This is a genomic window from Couchioplanes azureus, from assembly GCF_014648355.1.
GTDB classification, from domain to species: domain Bacteria; phylum Actinomycetota; class Actinomycetes; order Mycobacteriales; family Micromonosporaceae; genus Actinoplanes; species Actinoplanes azureus.
The window spans coordinates 810,838-835,721 of the sequence record NZ_BMQY01000003.1 but is presented as its reverse complement, the minus strand read 5'-3'; the positions used below and the strand labels follow the sequence as shown (position 1 = coordinate 835,721).

Here is a 24,884-nt window from a genome sequence, read left to right as displayed (position 1 = left end):
ATACTGGCCCCACCCGTCACCCCGACCCCTTCCGTCCCTGCCTGGGACCCCGGACCCGGCCCGTCGCGGTGGACCGCCGCCCTGGCCACACTGCTCCCCGTCGTCGCCGGAACGGCATTCGGACTCCACGGCGTGCCCTCGGTGCACTCTTCCCAGGTCGCCGACCTGGGCGAGCGTGCGTTCACCGCGTTCGACCCCGACGAGTTCAAGGTTGCCGGGAAGCGCATTCGCGTGTTCGCCGTGGTGGTCTTCGACGGCAACCTCCTGCTGAACCTGCGGGTGACGGTGTCCGATCGCCATGCCGACATGCCGTGGCCGGATGGGCAGGTGGACGCCGCGTACGCCGTCCTGACGCAGACCGTGCGGACCGCGTGGCAGCGGTTGGTGTGACGGTTTTCGCCACTTACGCAGAATGAAGGGTGCGGAGGCCCGTTCCGGCGCCGCCAGGCGCCTGGGGCTCCGCGCCCGGCCTCGGCGGGAGCGACGGTCTGCGCCATGCAACCAGGCACGACATGCCGATCTTGACCTTGAACTTGATCTTCCCCGCCCTTCTTCCCGGCCCGATTGGGAGCTCCCACCCCTCATCTGGCAGAATGAACGGCTGGTATCCGGCACGCGTGAGGCGCCCTCTAACCCTGATCGCGTCGCCAGTCCACGAGACATCGGTCCCGCATCCCCACGTGGGTTCCGTCGGCTCACCCACGTAATCATCAGGAGCGAAACAACCGTGGCCGTTAAGATCCGGCTCCTGCGGATGGGCAAGATCCGCAACCCGCAGTACCGCATCGTCGTCGCCGACTCGCGCACCAAGCGGGACGGCCGCGCCATCGAGTACGTCGGCATCTACCAGCCCAAGCACGACCCCTCGCTGATCGAGGTCAAGAGCGAGCGCGTGCAGTACTGGCTCTCGGTCGGCGCGCAGCCGAGCGAGGCCGTGCAGCGCATCCTCGAGAAGACCGGCGACTGGCAGAAGTTCAAGGGTCTGCCGGCCCCGCCGCCGCTGCTCGTCGCGCCGGAGAAGGCCAACCGCCAGGCCGCCTACGAGGCCGAGGCCAAGGCCGCCGCCGGTGTCGCCGACGCTCCGGCCAAGCCCGCCAAGAAGGCCGCCAAGGTCGCCGCCGCGCCCGAGGCCGCCGAGGCCAAGCCGGCGCAGACCAAGGTCGCCGACCCGGCCGAGCCCAACCGCGAGGCCGTCGCCGAGACCGCAGAGGACCCGGCCGGTGCCGGCGCCGACGCGAGCTGACGGGGCGCTCCGGCCCGCGCTGGAGCACCTCGTCAAGGGCATCGTCGACAACCCGGACGACGTCCGGGTGCGGCTGGTCGACTCGCGCCGCGGCAAGCGGCTCGAGGTGCGCGTCCACCCCGAGGACCTGGGAACGGTCATCGGGCGCGGCGGGCGCACGGCCAAGGCGCTGCGTCAGGTCATCGGGTCGATCGGTGGGCGCGGCATCCGCGTCGACATCGTCGACGCCTACTGACCACCCGTCGCGCGATGTTGCTGGTAGTCGGCCAGATCGGTAAGCCCCACGGCATCCGTGGGGAGGTTCTGGTGACCGTCCGGACCGATGAGCCAGAGGCGAGATTCGTCGCCGGATCGGTGTTCACCACCGAGGTCCCCCGGGACCGCAGGGTGAGCACCGGTCCGGCGGCCGCCGCCGCCCCCGGAGTGCCCTTCCGGGTTCCCGAGAAGCTGACCCTCGAGTCGCTGCGCTGGCACCAGGGACGGATCATCGCCCTGTTCGAGGGCATCCACGACCGCAACCTCGCCGAGGCGCTGCGCGGCGTGCTGCTGCAGGTCGACAGCGCGCAGGTGCCGCCGCCGGACGACCCGGACGAGTTCCACGACCATCAGCTCATCGGCCTCCCGGTGGTCGCGCTCGACGGCACCGAGCTGGGCACCGTCGACCGCATCGACCACGCGCCCGCCTCGGACCTGATCGTGCTCCGCAAGGCCGCGGGTGGCACCGCGCTCATCCCGTTCGTCAGCGCGATCGTGCCGACGGTCGACCTGGCCGGCGGCCGTGTCGTCGTCGACCTGCCCGAGGGCCTGCTCGACCTCTAGAGGGTTTCTGGTGCGCGTCGACGTCATCTCCATCTTCCCGGACTACTTCTCGCCGCTGGACCTGTCGCTGATCGGCAAGGCCCGCGCCGCCGGGATCCTCGACCTGTCCGTGCACGACCTGCGCGCTTGGACCTCCGACGTGCACCGCACCGTGGACGACACGCCCTATGGTGGCGGGCCCGGCATGGTGATGCGGCCCGAGCCGTGGTCACAGGCCCTGTCCGCCGTCGCCTCCGACTCGTCGGTGCTGGTCGTGCCGTCGCCGGTCGGCAAGCCGTTCACCCAGGCGGACGCCGTCTCGTTCGCCGCGTTGCCCCATCTGATCTTCGCTTGTGGCCGTTACGAGGGCATCGACCAGCGGGTTCTCGACGATGCCGCCACCCGGATGCCGGTTCTCGAGGTGTCTCTGGGGGACTACGTCCTGTTCGGCGGCGAGGTCGCGGTCATCGTGATCATGGAGGCGGTCACCCGGCTGCTGCCCGGCGTGCTCGGCAACGCCGAGTCCCTCACCGAGGAGTCGCACGCGGCCGGGCTGCTGGAGGCGCCCGTCTACACCAAGCCGGCGTCGTGGCGGGGGATGGACGTGCCCGAGGTGCTGCGCTCCGGCGACCACGGCAAGATCGCCCGCTGGCGGCGGGAGCAGTCCCTGCTGCGTACGGCCGCGCGCCGGCCCGACCTGTTCGCCGCGTACCCGCCGGACCGCCTCGACAAGCGGGACCGGGCCGCGATCGAGGATGCCGGATTTCGGATCCCGGGGTCGGATGTGGCAAAGTAGGGAGGTTGCCGTTCGTCCCCACGCCGTGGCGGCCGGACGAGGATCTTCCCGCAGCCGGGGAAGTTCAGAATCACCCATTCGCGCATCGAACTCCCGGTGCGCTTTGAGTAACACGAGGATGCAGCGATGAACACGCTGGACGCTCTCGACGCCCAGTCGCAGCGCACCGACATTCCCGCCTTCCGCGCCGGGGACACGCTCAAGGTCCACGCCCGGGTCGTCGAGGGTAACCGTTCCCGGGTCCAGGTCTTCCAGGGCGTCGTGATCAGCCGGCAGGGCGGCGGCCTCCGCGAGACCTTCAAGATCCGCAAGATCAGCTTCGGCGTCGGCGTCGAGCGGACCTACCCGATCAACAGCCCGGCCATCGACAAGATCGAGGTCGTGACCCGCGGTGACGTCCGCCGCGCCAAGCTGTACTACCTGCGTGAGCTCCGCGGCAAGAAGGCCAAGATCAAGGAGCTGCGCGAGAAGCAGACCGTCAGCTGAACCCCCTCGCGGTCCGGGCCGTATTCACTCGGACTGACGTTTACTGCGCGGGCGCACTACGCTTGCGCCGGTGACGGATGGGAATCAGTGCCATTGCGGCGTCCGCCGCGAAGGCGGCCATTCGCACTACCGCCCGATCTGTTCCCCGAGGGGAATGCGGGCGGTAGTGCTGTATCCGGGGCGGTCGACCGGATCGGCGGCGGGAGATGCGTAGCGTGGAACCGATGCAGGGGTACCGGGGCTCCTCCTCCCGGCGCCGCCGCGGCCGGGTGATCCGGCGCAAGGAAATGCCGCTCTGGCAGGAGCTTCCGCTGCTCCTGGTGGTGGCCTTCTGCCTCGCGGTGCTCATCCGCACCTTCCTCGTCCAGGCGTTCTTCATCCCCTCCGGCTCGATGGAGAACACCCTGCTCGTCGGCGACCGGGTGCTCGTCAACAAGGTCGTCTACGACATGCGCGACCCGGTCCGCGGCGAGATCGTCGTCTTCCGCGGCACCGACAACTGGGCGCCCGAACAGCCCTCCGAGCCGATCAGCAACACCTTCGGCGCCAAGCTGGGACGCACCATCGGCGACCTGGTCGGCGTCAGCCGCCCGGGTGAGCGCGACTTCATCAAACGGGTGATCGGGCTGCCCGGCGACAAGGTGGCCTGCTGTGACGACAAGGGCCGGATCACCGTCAACGGCGCGCCGATCGACGAGCCGTACGTGCAGGAGAACTCTCCCCTCGACGCCCCACCCAACCCGCGGCAGTGCAGCAGCCGGCGCTTCGCCGAGGTGACCGTGCCGCAGGATGAGATGTTCGTCATGGGCGACCACCGCCTGGTCTCCCAGGACGCCCGGTGCCAGGGCACCGTCCCGATCGACAACGTCATCGGCCGCGCCTTCGTCGTGGTCTGGCCGACGAGCCGCTTCACCAGCCTGTCCGTGCCCGACAACTGGAAGGCGTACGCCGCCGCCCGGCCCGTCGGGGCCGCCCCGCTGGGCTCCGCGCCGGCCCGGGAGCCCGATCCGGCCACCACGGCGGCAGTACTTCCCCTGATGTTGACTATCGGCGTATCCGCGCGTTCCGGACTGTGGTTGCGGCCTCGGGGACGTAGGCTCCGTTCGTGATTGACGAGCAGACCGGCGAGCAACGCCGCGGTTCCTTCTGGCGCGAGCTCCCCATCCTGCTGGGCGTGGCGATCCTGGTCGCGGTTCTCGTGCGCGCCTTCGTCCTGCAGACCTTCTACATCCCGTCGCCGTCGATGGAGCACACGCTCAACGTCTGGGACAGGGTGCTGGTCAACAAGCTCGTCTACGACTTCCGCGAGCCCCGCCGCGGCGAGATCGTCGTCTTCAAGGCCCCCACCGACTGGCAGAGCGGCGGCGACGGCGAGGACTTCATCAAGCGCATCATCGGGGTCCCCGGTGACCATGTGGTCTGCTGCGACGCGCAGCAACGCCTGGTCATCAACGGTCACCCGCTGGACGAGCCGTACATCTACAAAGACGGCAGCGGCAACCAGGACCCGGCCGCGGACGAGCCCTTCGACATCACCGTGCCGGCGGGCCGGCTCTGGGTGATGGGCGACCACCGCTCCGCCTCCGGAGACTCGCTGGAGCACTGGGAGCAGAGCCAGAACATCGAGGAGGCCACGATCGAGCAGGACTCGATCGTGGGACGTGCCTTCACGATCTTCTGGCCGGTCGGGCGGGCCAGCTGGCTGCCGGTCCCCGACCAGTTCGACGGCATCCCGGATCCGGCGCCCGCCAAGTAGCCCCGGCCCGGGGTCAAGATCGATCTCCGGCGCAATAGGCTGGAGGCGTGACGTACATCGACCGGCGGGCCGCGCGGGTGCTCCTCGTCGACGCCACCGAGCGCGTCCTGCTGCTGCACGGCGGCGACCCGGCCCAGCCGGGCCGGCGCTGGTGGTTCACCCCCGGCGGCGGCCTCGACGAGGGTGAGACGGCCGCTCAGGGCGCCGCCCGGGAGCTGTTCGAGGAGACCGGCCTGCGCGCCGATCCGGCGGAGCTCGGGGAGCCCGTGCACCACGAGGTGACGGAGTTCGGCTACGACGGGCGGCGGTACCGGCAGAACCAGCACTTCTTCCTCCACCGCGTGCCGGCCTGGGAGGTCGACTTCGCCGGCTTCGACGCCGACGAGCGGCGGACCATCACCGAGCACCGCTGGTGGACGCTCGCCGAGATCGACGCCTCGGACGCCGAGATCTACCCGGCCGACCTCACCGGGCTGCTGCGGCGGTGCCTGGCCACGGACGCAGCCGTACGGGGCCACTGATGCTCGCCCCGCCCCGTACCGTCGTCCGCCGCGAAGGCGGCCTCTACGCGCTGGAGCGCGCCCTGCAACGCCGGGGCTTCCGGCACGTCGCCGGCGCCGACGAGGCCGGCCGGGGCGCCTGCGCCGGGCCGCTGGTCGCGGGCGCAGCGATCCTGCCGGAGGGCAAGCGCGGCGAGATCGACGAGCTCGCCGACTCCAAGCTGCTGACCGCGGCCGCCCGCGAACGCGTCTACGACGAGGTGGTCAAGCGCGCCCTCGCCTGGTCGGTCGTGGTCATCCCGCCGGCCGAGGTCGACGCCCGGGGCCTGCACGTCTGCAACCTCGCGGCGATGCGCCGGGCGCTGGCGTCCCTCGCCACCGTCCCGGACTACGTCCTCACCGACGGCTTCCCGGTCGACGGCCTCGGCGCACCCGGGCTCGCGGTCTGGAAGGGCGACCGGGTGGCGGCCTGCGTCGCCGCGGCCAGCGTGCTCGCCAAGGTGACCCGGGACCGGCTCATGGTGGAGCTGGACGGGCGGTTCCCGCATTACGGGTTCGCCGTGCACAAGGGCTACATCACGGACGAGCACAGCGCGGCGCTCACGGCGCACGGGCCGTGTGTGGAGCACCGCTTCTCGTACGTCAACGTCGCCGCGGCGTCCGGGCGGGGAAACCGCCCGCCGCGGGCGCGGCGCCCGGCGGCGGCTCAGTCCCCGGGTGCCGGATCGCTTTCCGCGGCGGCTCAGTCCCCGGGTGCCGGATCGCTTTCCCCGGCGGCTTCCGCCGAGCCGCTGATGCTCTGGCCGGAGCTTGAGGGTACCGTCGGCGTGGCGTCGGGCGAGCGGCCTCGGCCGCCGGTGCCGGTGGGGGAAGATGAGGCCATGGAGGGCGAGAAGCGATGAGCGCAGAGGATCTCGAGAAGTACGAGACCGAGATGGAGCTGCAGCTCTACCGGGAGTACCGCGACATCGTCCGCCAATTCTCCTACGTGGTGGAGACGGAGCGCCGCTTCTACCTGGCGAACCAGGTGGACCTGCACGTGCGCAACTCCGACGGCGAGGTGTATTTCGAGGTCGAGATGCACGACGCCTGGGTCTGGGACATGTACCGGCCGGCCCGCTTCGTCAAGAACGTGCGCGTGATGACCTTCAAGGACGTCAACGTCGAGGAGCTCGAGAAGCCGGACATCTCCCTCCCGGACGACGCCAACTTCGGCGGCTGACGGTCGTCCACAGGTAGTTTCACGCCTGCTTGTTTGGCAGGCAGGTTCCACGTCGGCTTGTTTGGCAGGCGGGTTTACGTCAGCTTGTTTGGCAGGCAGGTTCACGCCTGTCTTTTCCACAGGCGGGTTTACGGCTGACCGTTGTCCACAGGCAGGTCTGCGGCGGTCGGCCGGAAACCGGCACCATGCCGGGCATGACTTCGCTGCTTGCGCTTGTGCTCTTCCTGCCCTTGCTCTCCTGGACGGACTTTCGGTGGCCGGTCCCGGGCGCGGAGATCGTCCGCCGCTTCGACCCGCCACCGCAGCCGTGGCTGGCCGGGCACCGCGGTGTGGATCTCGCCGCCGAGCCCTCCGCGCCCGTCCGGTCCGCCGGGGCCGGCACCGTGGTCTTCGCCGGCTCGGTCGCCGGGCGCGGGGTCGTGAGCATCGCTCATCCGGGCGGCTTGCGCACGACCTACGAACCGCTGACGGCGACGTCGTCGCGGGCGGGTGACCCGGTCACCGCCGGGCAGGTGATCGGGACGCTGGCGCGGGGCCACCCGGGCTGCCCGGCACCGGCATGCCTGCACTGGGGCCTGCGCCATGGTGCCGACTATCTGGACCCGCTGGTGCTGCTGGGGCTCGGCCGGGTCCGCCTGCTGCCGCTGTGATGGGGAGCGCGGCGCTTCTCTTCGCTGTCCGCTGTCGCCTGCGCTCTTCGCTGGCCGCTGTCGCCTGCGCTCTTCGCTGGCCGCTGTCGCCCGCTCTCTTCGCTGGCCGCTGTCGCCCGCTCCTCTCAGCGCAGGCCGCTGATCAGTTCGGGGAGGTGCTGGGCCAGGCGGTCGTATTCCTCTGCGCGGTTGTAGACCTGGGCACTCAGCCGCAGCCATCCGCGCCCGCCCCACGCGTTCACCGCCACCTCGGTCGCCAGCTTCTCCGCGATGTGCTGGCGCAGGGCGTGCGCCTCGGGATAGGTCGTGGCGATGCCCGGCGGGAGCGGGAGGACGCGCATCGAGGCCTCGGCAGCGCCGGGGTCGGGCAGGTCGGTGGGCGCGAGGCCGAGGGCGGCACCCACCACCCGCTGACCGTACGCCGCCAGTGCCGCATTGTGACTCCGCACGGTGTCCACGCCGAGAGTGCGCAACGTGAAGAGCCCGGTGGGGGCGGCGAGCCACGAGGTGTAGTCCACCGTGCCGTGGAACTCCACCGCCAGGGGGAAGCCGGCGTCCTGCTCCCACGAGACGACCAGCGGCTCCATCCGGCGCCGCCAGGGCTGGGCCACGACGAGCAGGGCGGTGCCCCGGGGCGCGTAGGCCCACTTGTGCAGGTTTCCGACCCAGAAGTCGGCGCCGATCTTGTCCACCTCGACCGGAAGCATGCCCGGCACGTGCGCGGCGTCGACCAGCACGGGGATGTCGTGCTCCCGGGCGGCGGCCACGACGTCGCGTACGGGCAGCACCTTGGCCGTGGGCGAGGTCAGCTGGTCGACGATCAGCAGCTTCGTCCGCCCCGGCCGCAGCGCGTTGCGGATCCGCGACACGACCTCCGCATCCCCGGCGTCGACCGGGAGCGCCACGGTCCGCGCGGTGGCGCCGTCCCGCCGGCACTGCCGCCGGGTGGCCAGGGCGTTCGCGCCGTAGCCGTGATCGGTCAGCAGCACCTCGTCGCCGGGCTGCAACCGCACCGACTGCAGCACCAGGGAGACGCCCGAGGTGGTGTTGGGCACCAGGGCGCTGCCCTCGGGATCGGCGCCGAGGAACTGGGCCACGTGGCGTCGGGTATGGACGATGCGGTCGGTGAGCCCGGGTGGCGCGAAGAACGACATCGGGTTGCGCTCGGTCTCGTCCCGCAGCCGCTGCTGGGCCCGTTGCACGCTGATCGGCACGGCACCGAACGAGCCGTGGTTCAGGTAGGCGGTGGCGGCGTCGAGGGAGAAGAGGAGTCGCGCTCCCGGAATGGGCGGGGGCGGATCTCCGGCGCTCACGCTGCGATCGTACGTCACCGAGGGTTGCCGGGTGCGGTGATCAAAGACGCCGCGGACGGGCGGGCGCTCACCCGCGCTGTTCTGCGCTGGACACCGGGGCCGGCCCTTCAGTGTTCCGGTTTGTCTTGTGTGGGGGTCTTCTGGGAGGCGGGTGCCTCAGGCGCGGGGGTGGGCCTGGTCGAAGGCGGCGCGGAGGCGTTCCGTCGACACGTGGGTGTAGATCTGGGTGCTCGACAGGGACGCGTGCCCCAGCAGATCCTGGACCGCGCGCAGGTCGGCGCCGCCGTCCAGCAGGTGGGTCGCCGCCGAGTGGCGCAGGTCGTGGGGGCTGGTGTGGGGCAGGCCGGCCGCCCGGGCCGCGGCGTCGACGATCCGGCGTACCACGGTCGGCTGCAACCGGCCGCCGCGCGCGCCTAGGAACAGTGCGTCGCCGCTGCCCGGGTGGGCCAGCTTCGGGCGTCCGTGCCGCAGCCAGTCGTCGAGGGCCCGCTGCGCCGGCACGCCGTAGGGAACCGCCCGCTCCTTGGCGCCCTTGCCGAGGACGCGGACCACCCGGCGCGCCTCGTCCACGTCCGACCGGTCCAGGCCGCAGAGTTCGCTCACCCGTACGCCGGTGGCATAGAGCAGTTCGAGGACCGCTCTGTCCCGTACGCCATGGGGGTCGGCCGTGGTCACGACCAGGTCCGCCGCCTGATCGGCGCGCAACACCGACGGAAGATCGCGATGCGCCCGCGGGCTGGCGAGCTGCGCGCCCACATCGGCCGCGCAGAGCGCGGACCGATGCGCCCACGCGGTGAACGTCCGTGCCGCGGCCGCCCGCCGCGCCTGCGAGGTCCGCGCCGCGCCGCCGGACATCCGCCGCGCGAGCCACCCGCGCAGAATTCCGATGTCCAGGTCGCCGGGGGAGGCGCAACCTTGCTGCGCGGCATGGTCGAGCAGGGAGACGACGTCACCGACATATGCCCGTACGGTGTGGGCCGAGCGGTTGTCGACCCGCGCCAGATGCAGGCCGAAGTCGTCCACGGCCTGGCGCAGCGCCGGCGGCAGCGCCTCGTGGACATCGCGGGTGTTCATCGCCCCATCATTCCGCGTCCGGGGGATGAACCGCTCTCCGTACCGCGCCGGAGTTTCCATCGCACCTGGTGTTCGATCGTTGCGAGGCGGGCTCGTCCTCGTGACTCAGCGCCAGCTTCCAGAACTGTGCCAACGGCCGCGCTCGCGGGCTGTTCTTGTCGGACCCTCGCTCTAGGGTCGAAGCATGGCGAGTTGGCAGGAGATAGAGCAGGACAGTCCGGCGTTCGCCGCCAAGGTCAAGGCCCGCTTCGAGGCGGGCACCAACAAGACCATCGCGACCCTGCGCCGCGACGGTTCTCCCCGCATCAGCGGCACCGAGCTCGCCTTCGACGCCGGCGAGATCACCTTCGGCTCGATGGGCGGCTCGATGAAGCTCCTCGACGTCCGCCGTGATCCCCGCATCGCGATCCACAGCCCCACGATCGAGCCGCCGCCGGACCACCCGGAGCGGTGGCCGGGCGACGCCAAGCTCGCCGGCACCGCGGTGGAGATGCCGGTGCCGGGGGACAGCCCGTTCCCGGACTCGGGCTACTTCCGGGTGGACGTGCGCGAGGTCTCCCTGACCTACGTCGGCGAACCGGCCGACCATCTGGTGATCGAGTCCTGGGACACGCGCCACGGCTACCGGCGTCGCACCCGCAAGTGACCTGCGCTGCCGTCCCGGACGGTTCTTCGTAGGTGGGCTGCGCTGCTGTCCCGGAAGGTTCCTCGTAAGTGGGCTGCCGTCCCGGACTGTCCCTCGCCTGCAAGGGCGGCCTTCTGCTGGGCCGGGCATCGTCGGCGATGCGGCGATCTCTTCGGCGTTTGGGCCGCCAGTCCGCCGTTCCTCCCGCCGAGTCGCGGCGTGGGGCAGAGGAGCGTTTGCCCCCTTGGAGCGCGCGCCGTCGCCAATCTCGTCCCAGCCGATCAGCGCATGTGCTTTTCCGGAGCGGGGTGTGCCATTTGAAGTCTTAGGCCGGCCCCTGGAAACGGGGGGAGCCGGTGTCTACGGGCCGCAGAGGCGCGAATGCCCTTGAGGCGGCAGCGGGGGGCCTGCTGTCAGGGGCGGGTCAGCTGGACGCGGTCGGCGGGGTACACCGTGACCGTGCCGTCCGTTGCCGTGACGACCAGGACGGGCACGCCCTCGCCGAGGCGGTAGGTGCGGCGCTCGGCGTCGGTGGGCATGCGCGCTCCGGCCTTCTCGCCGCGGCCCAGGGTCACCGTCTCCATCGGCTCAGGCACGCGCACGAACGTCCCCCGAGGACGGTCGACCGTGACCAGGCCCTCGGTGCGGAGCTGGCCGATCGCCTGCCGGACCGTCGTGCGGCTGATGCCGTACTCCTGGGCGAGGCGCAGTTCGCTCGGCAACGGCTCGCCAGGTGCGAGGTCGCCGGACTCGATCTGGCCGCGCAGCAGGTCGGCGAGCTGGCGGAACACCGCGCGGTCGGCCGAGGGATCGATCATGACTGACACCGTACGTGGTCACGATGCTCCATAATATTGTACGTACGAAAGAACGTAGGTATGATCGTCCCGCCACGCTGAGAAGGCCGAGCTTGATCGCGTGGCCAGCGGCGGTCGGCGGTCCCCCAAGGTCCCGGCCGCCGTCTGCCCTTCACTGTTGCGTCATCCGGGGGTGGCCGTGTCGACCTTCGACGGAGATCCGGAGCATCCGCCCGCCGATCCACCTACCGGAGCAGATCCCTTGATCTGGCGCCTGGCCTATGGCCTGTATCGGGATCACTGGCCCCGCGACGACGGTTTCTGCACCACATGCCGCGCCTTCTGGCCCTGCGACCCGCACGCTCTCGCCTGTCACGGCCTGACCGCGGCCCTCCGGCGAGGCGTTCCCGCGAAGCATCCGCACATACACGCATCGCGGACCACGCTCCGCCAGCGAAACGCCGGCACTTACTACTGATCGCCCGTTGCGTCGCTCTCCGGCGCAGATCCCGGCGGTGTGCCGGGCGTTCCGCCCGGTGGTGTGCCGGGTGTCTCTTCCGGGGGCGTGCCGGGAGTTTCTCCGGGCGGTGTGCCGGGGGCTTGCTCCGGCGGTGCGCTGGGAGTCTCTCGGGGCGGTGTGTTGGGAGTTTCCTCCGTCGGTGCGGGAGTTTCTTCGGGCGGTGTGCTGGGAATTGGTCCCGGCGGTGTGCCGGGCCCAGTTTGCGGAATCCACCCCAGAAACCGCTGCCAGAGATCGGCCGGTGGGCGCCCGTCGTGAGCCGTCAGATCCTTGGCCGCGGCGGACATGTAGGAGGACAAGTACAACGTCAACAACGTGGGACGGCCCGCGAACTCGACGAGGAGTTCCGACTTCGCCTGGGTGCAGGGCCACGGCTGTGCGCATGCCGCACAGTCCCATCCGGGCGGCCTGCCCAGATGCTCGATCGGTGGCCATGCCGGGTGCGGGAAGTTCACCATGCGCGGCCCCGAGAGGTCGCCCGCTCGGCGCGCACGGACGCTCGCCGACGAGGTGCGGCGAGTAACCGGGTGGGTTCAGGCGACGTCGAGCCGAGGCGCTCGAGTCGTACTGGGAAATGGTCACTGTCTTCGCTCTCTGCATCTGCGGCACGATGCGTGCCGGTGAAGGTCACGTGCGGCCCCGATTCGCACGGAAAGCCTGCGCCGGTGTGAGCGCGCCGGCTCTGCCGATCTGGTCGAAGGCCACGGTGGGCGCCGCCCAGTCCGGTACGCCGCCTTCCCGCCGCGGTGGGTGCGCCGGGAAGGCCGGGCCCGCAGGAGGCCCATGAGCGGAAGGCGAGAAAATTCCGGCCTCGGACGGGCCGCGATCCTCCGTGGAATCGACGAGAAGCTTCAGCCGGCGCGCCGCTGTGTCAGCTGAAGAGGATGAGCCGGTATGCCACCATCCGACGCCTGTACTGGCGAGAGTCCCGTCTCGCGCTCTGCCTGCATCGTTTGCCGTCGTCGGACAGGCCCTGCTCGGTGGACGTGCCTCCTCGTGCAAGAGTTGCCGAGTCTGGGACAAACCTTCGAGCGGCGCGCGGCGCGTCCACTGTGCTTCGGTGCGCGCGGGGTTGGGCGCTCGCTGTGTTGCTTCGCGGAGCGCGTTTCTGGCCAGTGGTGTTTCAACCGGCGGAGGGTTGCGGGCTCGCGGTTCTACTTGGCCGTGCGTGTTCCTGGGTGGTGGTGTTTCGAGTGGTGGGGCGTCGCGGGTTCGTTGTGTTGCTTCGCCGAGCGCGTTAGCGGCTGGCCGTGCTTCTGCGTCAATCCTGTCGCGTACTGGCACGACTCCGTTGTGGGGGATGTAACGAGCGTGGCGTGTGTCTTCGCTCCGAGGGTTCTGCGCCGCTGTGGGGTAGCCGTCCGCTCGGGCTGTCTCGCTTCCGCCGACCCGGATGTGGTTCGCTGAATGCCCGGCTCGCGCCGGTTCCCGCGCCTGGTGCTGGCCTCGTGCTTTCCGCGGCTGCGGGACGAGGGGGATGGGGGCTCGCCGAGAAGGAACGTCGGGCGGCGAGGCTCTGCTTGTGGAGGCCCAACGCGGGCGGCGTTCGCCGGCGGACCGGTGATCTGTTGGTGGGTGGCCGGCCGACGTCGGCGGATAGGCGGATGCCGCCGCGGGCGGAGCGACCTCAGGCGGCCGTCTCCAAGCCTCGCGGGTTGGTGGGAGAATCCCGAACCATCCGGCATCCCGAGTTGCCGTGTCGTTCGCGGGAGTCGCAGAATCTTCGGGACCGCCGACGTCTGCGCCGGTTCGAAGACCCTCGCGGGTCCACTGCACGCCGGAGTCTCGGGCCGGGCCGAAGGGGGAATCTCGTGCCGCGCGGAAGGGGCAGGAGGCCTGGTGGCCGCATACGCAACGGCGCCACAGGCTGCGCCAGTGGCGTCTGTGGGTGGTGGGGTGCGGAGCCGGATCTGGGCTCCTCCCACGGGGGGTAGTCATGGAGCCACTGTAGTTGCTCCATAACTAGCTGTCTCTCAACAAGTTGACCCATGGCTAATAGTCATGCGCCTACGGTCGATCATGTGGCTAAGTCGATCCGACTCATGGGTGCGCACGAGATCCGCGTCCGTCTGGGCGGGGTGAGCCGGCAGCGGGCGTACCAGATCACCAGCAGGGCCGACTTCCCCGCGCCGATCGCGGATCTGGCGCAGGGCAAGGTTTGGCTGACCGAAGATGTGGAGGCGTGGATGAAGGTCCATCGTCGAGACCTGGACGACACCGAAGGCTGAGTCGGCTCCGCTCCCTCGCGGGGCGCCGCGGATTCCGGCCTCGCTGCCCCGCGCGGAGCGCGGCCGATGCCACGCGGCTACCGAACCGCCTGCGATCGGAGCGGCGAGGTCGGGCACAGAGGCTCCTCAACGCCCGGCGTGGTGATAGCGCCCGGCGTGGTGATATCTGCGCCCGTGGGAGGCAGAAGACCACAGGGCTCTGTGACACCGCCTCCAGGAGGTGCACGGGACAGCAGACCTGTCATGCCCGGGCCTGCGTACGGAATCGGTCCGGTGGCGGGCCTCGTCATGCCGGGGACCGGGTCCGCGATGGCGTGTCGGTGCGGGCGACCGGTGTCCTCGCCAACGCCGCCAGTGCGATTCCGCCCTCCCGGCGTACCACCAGGCCCTTGATCTCCAAGAGCGACAGTCGCCGCAGCACCGTGCGCAGACCCAGGCCGGCCCTCGCCGCCAGTTCCTCGGGGCCGGCGATCCCGCGGCGCGGCACCGCCTCCAGCACCAGGGCCGATTCCTCGTCGAGGCCGTCCCGGGCATGGTCACCGCCCCGCGCAGGCTCCGCCAGATACTCACCGATCCGGCCGACCTCGTCGAGTACGTGCGCGACACCCGTCACGACCCGCGCCTGCGGATATCGGCGCAGCAGCTCGTGACAGCCGACCGACATCGCCGAGGTGACGGGGCCGGGTACGACCATGGCGCGCCGGTTCAAGGCCACCACACGGCTCATCGTCTGCACGGCGCCGCTGCGGGCCGCCGCCTCGACCACCACCGTGCCGGTCGTCGCCGCGGCGATGACGCGGTTGCGGATCAGGAACCGGTGCCGCAGCGGTTCCGCGCCCGGAGGCCACTCGCTCATCACCAACCCGCTCTCGGCGACCTGCTCGAACAAGGCCGTGTTGCCCACCGGGTACGGCCGGTCGACGCCGCACGCCAGCACCGCGACCGTGAACCCGCCCGCCGCCAGCGTCGCCCGGTGCGCGGCGGCGTCGATCCCGAACGCCCCGCCGGAGACCACCGTCCACCCCTGCTCGGCGAGCCCGTACGCGAGATCCGCCGTCACGCGCAGGCCGTACGGCGTGGCGGCCCGCGCCCCGACGACCGCCACCGATCGCTCGAGGGCGTCGCTCAGCGGCCGTGCACCGCGCACCCAGAGACACAACGGGGGCTTGACGTCGCGGTTGATCCGGCCGCCGGCGTCCAGCTCGAGCGTCGCCAGCGACTGCACACCGGCGGGCCATTCGTCGTCGGACGGCACGACCACCCGGGCGCCCAGCCGTTGCGCGCGGCGCAGGGCGACCTCGGCGACCCGCCACGGGTCTGCTGACGTCGAGCGGGTGGCCACAGCCGTACGCAGGGCGGCCTCGGGTATGTCGCCGCCGATCAGCCGCTGGAGGGTCTCCTCGGCGCCGTGGGCCTGCACGAGTTGCCAGACGATCCGGTTGCCGGGCTCGGCCAGCCACGTGAGCGCGACCCGCGCCAGCCGATCGGAATCTTGCGGCACGCCACCCACATGCCGCCGAGTCGGGGCGGCCTGACCGCGTGGCTGGTCGCCGCCGGACCGCCGATGGTCGGCGGACGGTTGAGGGTCGGCGGACGGTTGAGGGTCGGCGGACGGTTGAGGGCTGGCGGACGGTTGAGGGCCGGCGACCGATCGAGGGTCGGCGGGCGGTTGGCGGCGGTTGGAGGGACCATGGTGATCGCCGTGCGGCTGGTCCTTGTTCGGCTGCCGCTCAACGCCTGGCGTGACGGTCATGCGCTTCTCCCATCCTCAACTGAGCGGCCTCGTCCACGTCGGACCCGTTCGGTCGGTCCCGTCCGTCGAGGTCCGCGATCGACCACGCCAGCCGCAGCGTGCGGTCGAAGCCGCGGGCCGACAGCGAGCCCCTTTCCAACCCGTTGCGCAGCGCCCGGGTGTCCTGCGGCGGCAGGCGCCAGGGTGGCCGGCGGAGCTGCGGCCCCGGCACCTCGGCATTGACCCTCCAGCCCCGGCCGGACCAGCGCGCCGCCGCGGCGCCGCGGGCCCTCGCGACCCGGACCGCCACCTGGGCGGACGACTCGGCCGGCGTGTCCGGCGTCAGGAGCTGGGCGACGCCCAGCGGTGCGAGCTTGATGTGGATGTCGATGCGGTCCATGAGCGGACCCGAGAGCCTGCCCAGGTAACGGCGGCGGGCGATCGCCGAGCACTGGCAATGCTGATCTCCGGCCGGGTTCGCGCAGGGGCAGGGGTTCGCGGCCAGGACGATCTGGACCTGGGCCGGATACTCCGTCGTGCCGCGTGAGCGGGCCAGGACGACGCGGCCGCTCTCCAGAGGCTGGCGCAGGGCTTGCAGGGTGGGCTGCGCGAACTCGGGCGCCTCGTCGAGGAACAGGACGCCGCGGTGGGCGAGGGAGATCGCGCCGGGCCGCGCCAGGCCCGCGCCGCCGCCGACCAGGGCCGCCAGGCTCGCGCTGTGGTGGGGCGCCTGGAACGGGGGCCGCCTGACCAGCGTGCCGCCCGGTGGCAGGACGCCGGCGATGCTCTGCAGGGCGGTCACCTCGAGCGCCGACGCGTCGTCCAGCTCGGGCAGGATCGAGGGCAGGCGCTCGGCCAGCATCGTCTTCCCGGCGCCCGGTGGCCCGACCATGGCCACGTGGTGCCCGCCGGCGGCGGCTACCTCGATCGCATAGCGGCCCAGCTCCTGGCCGGCCACGTCCGCAAGGTCGGGGCCGGCGGCAACGGGTGCGCACCGGCGGGGAGGGAGGTCCGGCAGTGGCGTGCCGCCCTTGACGAAGGCGACGAGCCGGTGCAGCGAATCCACCGGGCCGACGGTTATCCCGGGCACGACGGCGGCCTCCCGGGCGTTGCCCACCGGTACGACCACGCGGGTGGCGCCCGCCTCGACGGCCGCCGTGACCATGGGGAGCACCCCGCGGACGCGGCGCACGGTGCCGTCGAGGCCGAGCTCGCCCAGCACGACGACGCCTTCCAGCGGCGCGAGCGGCAGCTCCCCGGCGCTCGCCAGGAGCGCGCACGCGATCGCCAGGTCGAAGGCGCTGCCGTGCTTGGGCAACGCGGCGGGCAGGAGGTTCACGGTGATCCGCCGGTTGGGCCAGGCCTGACCCGAGTTGACCAGGGCGGCACGGACCCGGTCGCGCGCCTCGCTCAGCGCCGTGTCCGGCAGCCCGGTCAGCACCACGGCGGGCAGGCCGGGGGAGAGGTCGGCCTCGACCTCGACGAGGTGGCCGCGCACGCCGACGAGGCCGACGCACAGCACTTTCGCGTAGCTCATTCAGAACGCCGCGCGCAGGTGCTCGACCCGGGTTGCCCCCTTGGGCTGTGGTGTGACCGCCACCACGTCGAAGCGGACCTCGCGGGGCCGCAGGGTGCTCTGTGCCAGCCAGCGGGAGGCCAGCTTCCTCAGCCGCTGGACCTTGGCGCGGTCGACGGCCTCGGCGGGGCTTCCGTACGCCTCGCCGCGCCGGGTCTTCACCTCGCAGAACACGACGTCCTCGCCGTCGCGGAGGATCAGGTCGACCTCGCCGTCGCGGCAGCGCCAGTTGCGGGCGAGGACGACCAGCCCCTGGGCGCTCAGGTGGCGTTCCGCGAGGCGTTCGCCGTACGCGCCGACCGCCTGTCTCTGCTTCGTCATGCCCGTCAGCCTGGCGGCGGAGGGCCGGAGTCGCCCACCGGGGCTGTGGACGGGACACAAATGTGGATAACGCCCGGTGGCGGCGCAGCCGTGCTAGAGGGTCGGCAAACACCGCCCGGACCAGCCCGGGAGCGAGCATCCCGGCGCACGGCGTATGCTTGTCGGCGGCGACCGCCCTGCGCGGTCGACCTCGCGCGCCCTCTGCCGCTGCTGTGTATCGATCAGTGCCATGTTCGATCATGAGCCGTCAGCGACGGCCCTCCCTGGTCCCGATTGCCTCGGGCCCACTCCGGGCCGGCGACCGGGCGCCAGGACGCCCACCGCCGGTGAGCGTGACAACCAGGGATCACAGGGAGCAATTCACCATGGCCGTCGTGACCATGCGCCAGCTGCTGGAGAGCGGTGTCCACTTCGGGCACCAGACCCGGCGCTGGAACCCGAAGATGAAGCGCTTCATCTTCACCGAGCGCAACGGTATCTACATCATCGACCTGCGCCAGACCCTCGACTACATCGAGAAGGCGTACAGCTTCGTGCGGGACACCGTCGCCGAGGGTGGCCACATCCTCTTCGTCGGCACCAAGAAGCAGGCCCAGGAGGCGATCGCCGAGCAGGCGACCCGCGTCGGCCAGCCGTACGTCAACCACCGCTGGCTGGGTGGCATGCTCACCAACTTCCAGACGGTGTACAAGCGTCTGCAGCGCATGAAGGAGCTCGAGGCCCTGGGTGACCTGACCGGCACCGCCGCGGGTTACACCAAGAAGGAGACCCTGCAGCTCTTCCGCGAGAAGACCAAGCTCACCAAGACCCTCGGTGGCCTGCGGGACATGACGAAGGTGCCGTCGGCGATCTGGGTCGTCGACACCAAGAAGGAGCACATCGCCGTCGACGAGGCCCGCAAGCTGGGCATTCCGGTCATCGCGGTGCTCGACACCAACTGCGACCCGGACGAGGTCGACTTCCCGATCCCGGGTAACGACGACGCGATCCGCTCCGCCGAGCTGCTGACCAAGGTCGTCGCCACCGCGGTCGCCGACGGCCTGATCGCCCGTTCCGGCCGGGGCCGTGGCGGCGACGCCGACGCCAAGCCCGAGGCCACCACCGTCGCCGCCGGCGAGCCGCTGCCCGAGTGGGAGCGCGACCTCTACGAGGGCGCCGAGAAGAAGGCCGACGAGGCCGAGCAGCCGGTCGCGACCGCCGCGGAGTAATTCCTCAGGGGGCCGCCGGCCGCCGCACGGCGGCCGGCGCCCGCAGACCCGATACTCAGAGGATCGAAGAGAGAGCCATGGCCAACTACACCGCCGCGGACGTCAAGAAGCTCCGCGACCTCACCGGCGCCGGCATGATGGACTGCAAGAAGGCGCTCGAGGAGTCGGACGGTGACTTCGACAAGGCCGTCGAGTTCCTGCGCATCAAGGGTGCCAAGGACGTCGGCAAGCGCGCGGGTCGCACCGCCGCCAACGGCATCGTCGCCCACTCCGGCACGGCGCTGCTCGAGCTGAACTGCGAGACGGACTTCGTCGCCAAGAACGCCGACTTCGTCGCGCTGGGTCAGCAGCTGGTCGAGCACGGTGCCAAGATCAAGGCCGCGGACGCCGCCGCGCTGCTCGGCTCCTCGCTGGAGGACGGGCGCGCCGTCGCCGACCTGGTCCAGGACTTCTCCGCCAAGATCGGCGAGAAGATCGTCGTCAACCGCTTCGCCGAGCTCGACGGCAACGTCGCGGTCTACCTGCACCGCAAGGCCCAGGACCTGCCGCCGCAGGTCGGTGTCCTGGTGCAGTACACCGGCAAGGACGACGAGGCCGGTGCCGACGACGCCCGCGCCGTCGGCATGCAGATCGCCGCGATGCGGCCCAAGTTCCTCACCCGCGACGAGGTGCCGGCCGAGACGGTCGAGAACGAGCGCCGCATCGCCGAGGAGACCGCGCGCGAGGAGGGCAAGCCCGAGCAGGCGCTGCCCAAGATCGTCGAGGGTCGGGTGAACTCCTTCTTCAAGGACTTCGTCCTGCTCGAGCAGGCGTCGGTCACCGACAACAAGAAGACCGTGAAGCAGGTCGCCGCCGACGCCGGCATCGAGGTCACCCGCTTCGTCCGGTTCGAGGTCGGCCAGGAGTAATCCAGCCGCCGGCGCACTGCGCGGGAGGTCGGGACGCTGGACAAGCGCCCGGCCTCCCCGTCACATAAGGTCTCGGGTTAGCGAAGGAAGGGCGGGGTCGGCATGACGATGGTGACCGAGCAGACTGTTGCGGTGAGTGAGATCCCGGCGCCGCGGCCCGAACGGCCCCGGCGGGTCGTCCTCAAGCTCTCCGGCGAGGTCTTCGGCGGTGGTGCGGTCGGCGTCGACCCCGACGTCGTGCAGGGCATCGCCCGGCAGATCGCCACGGTGACGCGGCGTGGCGTGCAGATCGCCGTCGTCGTCGGCGGCGGCAACTTCTTCCGCGGCGCCGAGCTGCAGAAGCGCGGCATGGACCGCAACCGCGCCGACTACATGGGCATGCTCGGCACGGTCATGAACTGCCTCGCCCTGCAGGACTTCCTCGAGAAGGAGGGCATCGAGACGCGGGTGCAGACCGCGATCACGATGGCCCAGGTCGCCGAGCCGTACATTCCGCTGCGGGCCATCCGCCACCTGGAGAAGGGCCGGGTCGTCATCTTCGGCGCCGGCGCGGGCATGCCGTACTTCTCCACGGACACCGTCACGGCGCAGCGCGCCCTGGAGATCCACGCCGATCTGGTGCTGATGAGCAAGAACGGCGTCGACGGCGTCTACACCGCCGACCCCCGGACGGACCCGGCGGCCCGCAAGATCGACCACATCACCTTCGCCGGCGTCCTCCAGCAGGGCCTGCGGGTGGCCGACCAGGCCGCCTTCAGCCTCTGCGAGGAGAACGGCCTGCCCATGCTCGTCTTCGGTGCCCAGGGTGACGAGACCATCGTCCGCGCGGTCAGCGGCGAGAAGATCGGTACCTTGATCACCACCTGATCCCGCGCAACCCCCACCAGCGGATTTCTCAGCAGAAGCAAGGAGGCGACGGAGCGGTGATCGACGAGATCCTCTTCGAGGCCGAAGAAAAGATGGAGAGCGCGGTCGAGCACGCCAAGGAGGAGTTCGCCGCGATCCGTACGGGCCGTGCCACGCCGGCGATGTTCTCCAAGATCGTTGTCGACTACTACGGCGCGCCCACCCCGGTGACCCAGATGGCGTCCGTCGGGGTGCCCGAGCCGCGCATGGTGATCGTGAAGCCCTACGACCAGTCCCAGCTCGGGCCGATCGAGCGCGCGATCCGCGACTCCGACCTCGGGGTGAACCCCAACAACGAGGGTACCCAGCTGCGCATCCACCTGCCGCAGATGACCGAGGAGCGGCGCCGCGAGATGATCAAGGTCGCGCGGCACAAGGCCGAGGAGGGGCGCGTGGCGATCCGCAACGTGCGCCGCAAGGCCAAGGAGCAGCTCGACCGCCTGGTCAAGGACGGCGAGGCCGGCGAGGACGACGGCCGCCGCGCCGAGAAGGAGCTGGACGACGTCACCCACCGCTATGTCGCGGTGGTCGACGAGCTGGTCAAGCACAAGGAAGCCGAGCTGCTCGAGGTCTGATGACGTACCCCGAGCCCCGCGGCGGGCACCCCTCCGGCAGCCGGGCGTCAGGACCCTCCGACGCCCCGGTTCCGTACGCCGGGAAGGCGCCCGCCGAGCGGCTCGGGCAGGACCGGCGGCCCGGCGCTCCGGCCCAGCCGTCCGGCGCACCGTGGTCCGCCGGCCCCGACTGGGCGGCACCGAGCGCCGCCGGCCCCGACTGGGCGGCACCCACCGCCGCCGGGCCGGATTGGGCGGCCTCCACCGCCGCCGGGCGGGATCCGGCGGCACCGAGCGCCGCCGGGCCGGATTGGGCGGCGCCCAGCGCCGCCGAGCCGGAATGGGCGGCACCTACGGCCGCGACCTCCACATCACAGGCGGAGTGGGAGTTGACCACCGCGGAAGCCGGCCGTCGCGGACCGGGCAAGCGCCGCGCGGGACGGGACGGGAAGCCGGTGCCGGCGAAGCAGAAGGGCAGGGCGGGCCGCAACCTGCCCGCGGCGATCGGCGTCGGCCTGGGCCTCGGCCTGGCCATCCTGCTCTCCCTGATCATCTGGAAGGAAGCCTTCCTCGGCGTCCTCGTGGTCGTCGCCGGCGTGGGCATCTGGGAGACGGTCCGGGCGCTCAAGGTCACCGGGGCGCGGCCCCCGCTGGTCCCGCTCCTGGCCGGCGGCGTGCTGATGATCGGCCTGGCGTGGTTCTACGGACCCGACGCGTTGCAGCTCGGCCTGCTGGCCACGCTGCTCGCCGCCCTGGTCTGGCGCTTCAGCGAGCACCAGGCCGGCTTCCGGCGAGATCTGGCCGCGGCCGCCCTGGTGGCCGTCTACGTACCCTTCCTGCTGGGCTTCGGTGCTCTGCTCGCCCAGCCCGAGGACGGCCCCTCCCGCGTGCTGACCGCACTGATCGCCGTGATTCTCTCCGACACCGGCGGGTATGCGGCCGGCGTGTTCTTCGGCAAGCACCCGATGGCGCCCACCATCAGCCCCAAGAAGTCCTGGGAGGGCTTCGCCGGCTCGGTGACCGCCGCGGCCGTGGGCAGCGGCCTCCTGCTGTACTTCCTGCTCGACGTCTCGTTCGGGTGGGGCCTGCTCTTCGGCGCCGTGATCTCCGTCGCGGCCGTCACGGGCGATCTCGCCGAGTCGATGCTCAAGCGCGACATCGGGGTCAAGGACATGAGCAACCTGCTTCCGGGCCACGGCGGGCTGATGGACCGGCTCGACTCGATCCTGTTCGCGGTCCCCGCGGCGTATCTGCTGCTCTCCCTCATCGCGCCGCCGGGGTAGGCATGTGTACTCGACGTGGGAGACTGGATCCGTCATGACGATTCTTCCGGTCATCCCGACCAGCCCCGACCAGCCCGACGCGGTGACCACGCGCCGTCGTCCCGCCATGCCCCCACGCCACCTCGCCGACCTCGACCTGGCCGGCCGCCAGGCCGCCGTCGCCGACCTCGGTGAGCCCGCCTTCCGGGCCAAGCAGCTCTCCACCCACTACTTCGGCCGGCTCGTGCGCGACCCCGCGGCCATGACCGACCTGCCGGCCGCCGCCCGCGACCGGCTCACCGAGGTGTTGCTGCCCACCCTGCTGACCCCGCAGCGGGAGCTGGCCTGTGACGACGGCGCCACCCGCAAGACGCTGTGGAAGCTGCACGACGGCGCCATGGTCGAGAGCGTGCTGATGGGCTACCCCGACCGGGTCACCGCCTGCGTGTCGAGCCAGGCGGGCTGCGGCATGGCGTGCCCGTTCTGCGCCACCGGGCAGGCCGGGCTCACCCGCAACCTCTCCGTCGCCGAGATCGTCGACCAGGTGGTGTATCTCGCCGGCGTGGCCGCCTCCGGCGCGGTCACCGGCTCGCCGCCGCGGCTGTCCCGGGTCGTCTTCATGGGCATGGGCGAGCCACTCGCCAACTACCCGCGGGTGATCGAGGCCGTACGCCGCCTCACCGCGCCGGCGCCGGAGGGCCTCGGGCTCTCACAACGGCACATCACCGTCTCGACCGTGGGTCTCGTGCCCGCAATGCGCCGGTTGATCGCCGAAGGGCTGTCTGTGACCCTTGCGTTGTCCCTGCACGCCCCCGATGATGATCTGCGCGATGAGCTTGTGCCCGTCAACCAGCGCTGGAAGGTGGCCGAGGTGCTCGATGCCGCGTTCGGCTACGCGGCGCAGACCGGTCGTCGGATTTCCATCGAATACGCCCTGATCAGGGACGTAAACGATCAGCCCTGGCGTGCCGACCTGCTCGGCAGGCTGCTGCACGGCAAGCTGGCGCATGTGAACCTGATCCCGCTCAACCCGACGCCGGGCAGCCGGTGGGACGCCAGCCCGAAGCCTGTCGAGCGCGAGTTCGTCCGCCGGCTGCGCGAGGCCGGCGTCGCGACGACGGTCCGCGACACCCGGGGGCGGGAGATCGACGGTGCGTGCGGCCAACTGGCCGCAAGTGAGCTGACGGTGGTGGACGCAGGGGGCGCCGCCGCCGACGCGGAGGTGGCACGATGACTGGGGCCGGTTCCCAGCGGACGCGAATTTGGGAGACGTTGTGACGAGTCAGGGGCAGCGTTTCCGCCGTCGCGCACTGCGCCGCGGCTACAAGGTGGACGAGGTGGACGCCTTCCTCGACCGGGTCGAGGCGACCCTCGCCGGCGAGCAGGTCGGCGCGCCCGTCGGCGCCCAGGAGGTGCACGACGTCGTCTTCCGCGTGCGTTTCGGCGGCTACGACGAGTGGCAGGTCGACCTGCACCTGGACCGGGTGGAGCGGCAGCTCGCCGAGTTCGAGGACCGGGGCGGCCGTGGCCCGGAGGCCCGCATGCAGCCCGAACCGATGCGCGGCGGCGGCATGCCCGCCGACCGGATGAGTCAGTCGCTGGGCCGCTCCTCCCCGCCGACCGAGCGGCTCTCGGCCCCGGTCCGCGACGACCGCCAGTTCCCCCGGGAGGACCAGTACGCCCGGGAGGACCAGTACGCCCGCGACGACCAGTACGCCCGCGACCCGTACGCGCAGGACGACCGCATGGCGCCGCAGCAGATGCCCCAGCGGCAGCAGATGCCGGCGCCGGACCCGTACGGGCGCTACGAGGAGCCCGGCTACGGCCAGCAGATGCCGCAGCGGCCGGCGGGACCGCAGGGCTACGACACGGGCGGCTACGAGCAGTTCGAGCCGGGCCGGCACGGCAAGCCCGACATGACCGCGGAGATCCGCATGCCGGAGCGCGAGCGTGGCGGCTTCGGCGGCCCGGCCCCGATGAGCGGCCCGCCGATGAGCGGCCCGCCGATGAGCGGCCCCCCGATGGGCGCTCCGCCGATCGGCGGCCCGCCGATGAGCGGCCCGCCGATGGGCGGCGGACCCGGGGGACCGGGCGGCGCGCCGGGCGGCAGCCCCGAGCTCTACCGCGTCGACCAGCTGCGCCGCACGTTCCAGCCCCGCCGCTTCGGCAGCGGGTACGACCCGGCCCAGGTCGACCGCCTCTTCGAGAGCATCATGCAGGCCATGACCGGCCGGGGCCCGATGCCGGTGCCCGAGAACGAGCTCGACACGCTGCAGTTCGGGCTGGTTCCCGGTGGCTACTTCGAGGCGGAGGTCGACGCCGCCCTGCGCGAGGTGAAGGACATCCTGCTGCACATGCGGTGAGCCCGCGAGAAAGGCCCGCCTCCCGGCAGGGAGAGCGGGCCTTCGC

27 protein-coding genes are annotated in these 24,884 nt (G+C 71.4%); 21 read left to right on the top strand and 6 right to left on the bottom strand.

The window, feature by feature from the left end; genetic code table 11:
* Positions 1 to 141: 141 nt before the first annotated feature.
* The 12 genes from IEY99_RS15020 (at position 142) to IEY99_RS14965 (ending at position 7,451) form a co-directional block, all read left to right on the top strand.
* On the top strand, positions 142 to 390 hold the full coding sequence (locus tag IEY99_RS15020; RefSeq protein ID WP_189203495.1) for a hypothetical protein: 249 nt from the start codon (positions 142 to 144) through the stop codon (positions 388 to 390).
* 337 nt (positions 391 to 727) lie between these two features.
* Complete coding sequence (gene rpsP, locus IEY99_RS15015) at positions 728 to 1,243, top strand: 30S ribosomal protein S16 (protein ID WP_189203493.1); 516 nt, start codon at positions 728 to 730, stop codon at positions 1,241 to 1,243.
* A complete protein-coding gene (locus IEY99_RS15010; protein ID WP_014447131.1) occupies positions 1,221 to 1,478 on the top strand; it encodes an RNA-binding protein in 258 nt (85 codons plus the stop codon). Before rpsP ends, IEY99_RS15010 begins: the two co-directional genes overlap by 23 nt.
* A gap of 17 nt (positions 1,479 to 1,495) precedes the next feature.
* Positions 1,496 to 2,062, top strand: coding sequence for a ribosome maturation factor RimM (rimM, locus tag IEY99_RS15005; protein ID WP_189203643.1), 567 nt, complete (start codon positions 1,496 to 1,498; stop codon positions 2,060 to 2,062).
* A gap of 10 nt (positions 2,063 to 2,072) precedes the next feature.
* Positions 2,073 to 2,837, top strand: a complete 765-nt coding sequence (gene trmD / locus IEY99_RS15000) for a tRNA (guanosine(37)-N1)-methyltransferase TrmD (protein WP_189203490.1) — start codon at positions 2,073 to 2,075, stop codon at positions 2,835 to 2,837.
* A gap of 126 nt (positions 2,838 to 2,963) precedes the next feature.
* Positions 2,964 to 3,323: a 50S ribosomal protein L19 gene (gene rplS / locus IEY99_RS14995; RefSeq protein ID WP_189203488.1), complete on the top strand. Its 360-nt coding sequence runs from the start codon at positions 2,964 to 2,966 to the stop codon at positions 3,321 to 3,323.
* Between the two features lie 224 nt (positions 3,324 to 3,547).
* Positions 3,548 to 4,432: a signal peptidase I gene (lepB, locus tag IEY99_RS14990; protein WP_229798670.1), complete on the top strand. Its 885-nt coding sequence runs from the start codon at positions 3,548 to 3,550 to the stop codon at positions 4,430 to 4,432.
* Entirely contained in the window at positions 4,429 to 5,079 is a 651-nt protein-coding gene (gene lepB / locus IEY99_RS14985; protein ID WP_189203486.1) for a signal peptidase I, read from the top strand. Before lepB (IEY99_RS14990) ends, lepB (IEY99_RS14985) begins: the two co-directional genes overlap by 4 nt.
* Positions 5,080 to 5,126: 47 nt before the next feature.
* Positions 5,127 to 5,600: an NUDIX hydrolase gene (locus IEY99_RS14980; protein ID WP_189203484.1), complete on the top strand. Its 474-nt coding sequence runs from the start codon at positions 5,127 to 5,129 to the stop codon at positions 5,598 to 5,600.
* Complete coding sequence (locus IEY99_RS14975; RefSeq protein WP_189203482.1) at positions 5,600 to 6,481, top strand: ribonuclease HII; 882 nt, start codon at positions 5,600 to 5,602, stop codon at positions 6,479 to 6,481. Before IEY99_RS14980 ends, IEY99_RS14975 begins: the two co-directional genes overlap by 1 nt.
* Positions 6,478 to 6,801 carry a DUF2469 domain-containing protein gene (locus tag IEY99_RS14970; protein ID WP_043532656.1) on the top strand — a complete coding sequence of 108 codons (324 nt, stop codon included), beginning with the start codon at positions 6,478 to 6,480 and terminating at the stop codon, positions 6,799 to 6,801. Before IEY99_RS14975 ends, IEY99_RS14970 begins: the two co-directional genes overlap by 4 nt.
* A 185-nt stretch (positions 6,802 to 6,986) precedes the next feature.
* A complete protein-coding gene (locus IEY99_RS14965; protein ID WP_373293352.1) occupies positions 6,987 to 7,451 on the top strand; it encodes a murein hydrolase activator EnvC family protein in 465 nt (154 codons plus the stop codon).
* A 125-nt stretch (positions 7,452 to 7,576) separates the two neighbouring features.
* Here IEY99_RS14965 and IEY99_RS14960 read toward each other — a convergent pair whose 3' ends face one another.
* Positions 7,577 to 8,764, bottom strand: coding sequence for an aminotransferase class V-fold PLP-dependent enzyme (locus IEY99_RS14960; protein WP_189203478.1), 1,188 nt, complete (start codon positions 8,762 to 8,764; stop codon positions 7,577 to 7,579).
* A 156-nt stretch (positions 8,765 to 8,920) separates the two neighbouring features.
* Positions 8,921 to 9,838 (bottom strand): tyrosine recombinase XerC, encoded by a 918-nt coding sequence (locus IEY99_RS14955; RefSeq protein ID WP_189203476.1) that lies wholly within the window; start codon positions 9,836 to 9,838, stop codon positions 8,921 to 8,923.
* A gap of 184 nt (positions 9,839 to 10,022) precedes the next feature.
* Between IEY99_RS14955 and IEY99_RS14950 the strand changes: the two genes are divergently transcribed.
* On the top strand, positions 10,023 to 10,484 hold the full coding sequence (locus tag IEY99_RS14950) for a pyridoxamine 5'-phosphate oxidase family protein (protein ID WP_189203474.1): 462 nt from the start codon (positions 10,023 to 10,025) through the stop codon (positions 10,482 to 10,484).
* Positions 10,485 to 10,876: 392 nt separating this feature from the next.
* Here IEY99_RS14950 and IEY99_RS14945 read toward each other — a convergent pair whose 3' ends face one another.
* A complete protein-coding gene (locus tag IEY99_RS14945; RefSeq protein ID WP_189203472.1) occupies positions 10,877 to 11,281 on the bottom strand; it encodes a winged helix-turn-helix domain-containing protein in 405 nt (134 codons plus the stop codon).
* Between the two features lie 2,541 nt (positions 11,282 to 13,822).
* On the opposite strand from IEY99_RS14945, the gene IEY99_RS14940 reads away from it, so the two are divergent.
* The gene (locus tag IEY99_RS14940) at positions 13,823 to 14,008 is read left to right on the top strand and encodes a DNA-binding protein (protein ID WP_071809027.1); all 186 of its coding nucleotides are present in this window, start codon (positions 13,823 to 13,825) and stop codon (positions 14,006 to 14,008) included.
* A gap of 286 nt (positions 14,009 to 14,294) precedes the next feature.
* Here IEY99_RS14940 and dprA read toward each other — a convergent pair whose 3' ends face one another.
* The 3 genes from dprA to IEY99_RS14925 form a co-directional block, all read right to left on the bottom strand.
* A complete protein-coding gene (dprA, locus tag IEY99_RS14935; RefSeq protein ID WP_373293351.1) occupies positions 14,295 to 15,518 on the bottom strand; it encodes a DNA-processing protein DprA in 1,224 nt (407 codons plus the stop codon).
* Between the two features lie 220 nt (positions 15,519 to 15,738).
* The gene (locus IEY99_RS14930) at positions 15,739 to 17,277 is read right to left on the bottom strand and encodes a YifB family Mg chelatase-like AAA ATPase (RefSeq protein ID WP_189203468.1); all 1,539 of its coding nucleotides are present in this window, start codon (positions 17,275 to 17,277) and stop codon (positions 15,739 to 15,741) included.
* Entirely contained in the window at positions 17,278 to 17,637 is a 360-nt protein-coding gene (locus tag IEY99_RS14925; protein ID WP_189203466.1) for a YraN family protein, read from the bottom strand. It lies immediately after the preceding gene.
* A gap of 365 nt (positions 17,638 to 18,002) precedes the next feature.
* Between IEY99_RS14925 and rpsB the strand changes: the two genes are divergently transcribed.
* The 7 genes from rpsB to IEY99_RS14890 all read left to right on the top strand — a co-directional run bounded on the left by rpsB (position 18,003) and on the right by IEY99_RS14890 (position 24,838).
* On the top strand, positions 18,003 to 18,845 hold the full coding sequence (gene rpsB, locus IEY99_RS14920; RefSeq protein WP_189203464.1) for a 30S ribosomal protein S2: 843 nt from the start codon (positions 18,003 to 18,005) through the stop codon (positions 18,843 to 18,845).
* Positions 18,846 to 18,922: 77 nt separating this feature from the next.
* Complete coding sequence (tsf, locus tag IEY99_RS14915; protein WP_189203462.1) at positions 18,923 to 19,753, top strand: translation elongation factor Ts; 831 nt, start codon at positions 18,923 to 18,925, stop codon at positions 19,751 to 19,753.
* Between the two features lie 102 nt (positions 19,754 to 19,855).
* A complete protein-coding gene (gene pyrH / locus IEY99_RS14910; RefSeq protein WP_071809031.1) occupies positions 19,856 to 20,620 on the top strand; it encodes a UMP kinase in 765 nt (254 codons plus the stop codon).
* A gap of 56 nt (positions 20,621 to 20,676) precedes the next feature.
* On the top strand, positions 20,677 to 21,234 hold the full coding sequence (frr, locus tag IEY99_RS14905) for a ribosome recycling factor (protein ID WP_189203460.1): 558 nt from the start codon (positions 20,677 to 20,679) through the stop codon (positions 21,232 to 21,234).
* On the top strand, positions 21,234 to 22,496 hold the full coding sequence (locus IEY99_RS14900; protein WP_189203451.1) for a phosphatidate cytidylyltransferase: 1,263 nt from the start codon (positions 21,234 to 21,236) through the stop codon (positions 22,494 to 22,496). The genes frr and IEY99_RS14900 overlap by 1 nt, the downstream gene beginning before the upstream one ends.
* A gap of 34 nt (positions 22,497 to 22,530) precedes the next feature.
* Positions 22,531 to 23,709: a dual-specificity RNA methyltransferase RlmN gene (rlmN, locus tag IEY99_RS14895; protein WP_189203449.1), complete on the top strand. Its 1,179-nt coding sequence runs from the start codon at positions 22,531 to 22,533 to the stop codon at positions 23,707 to 23,709.
* Positions 23,710 to 23,749: 40 nt separating this feature from the next.
* Positions 23,750 to 24,838: a DivIVA domain-containing protein gene (locus IEY99_RS14890; RefSeq protein WP_189203448.1), complete on the top strand. Its 1,089-nt coding sequence runs from the start codon at positions 23,750 to 23,752 to the stop codon at positions 24,836 to 24,838.
* The last annotated feature ends 46 nt before the right edge of the window (positions 24,839 to 24,884 follow it).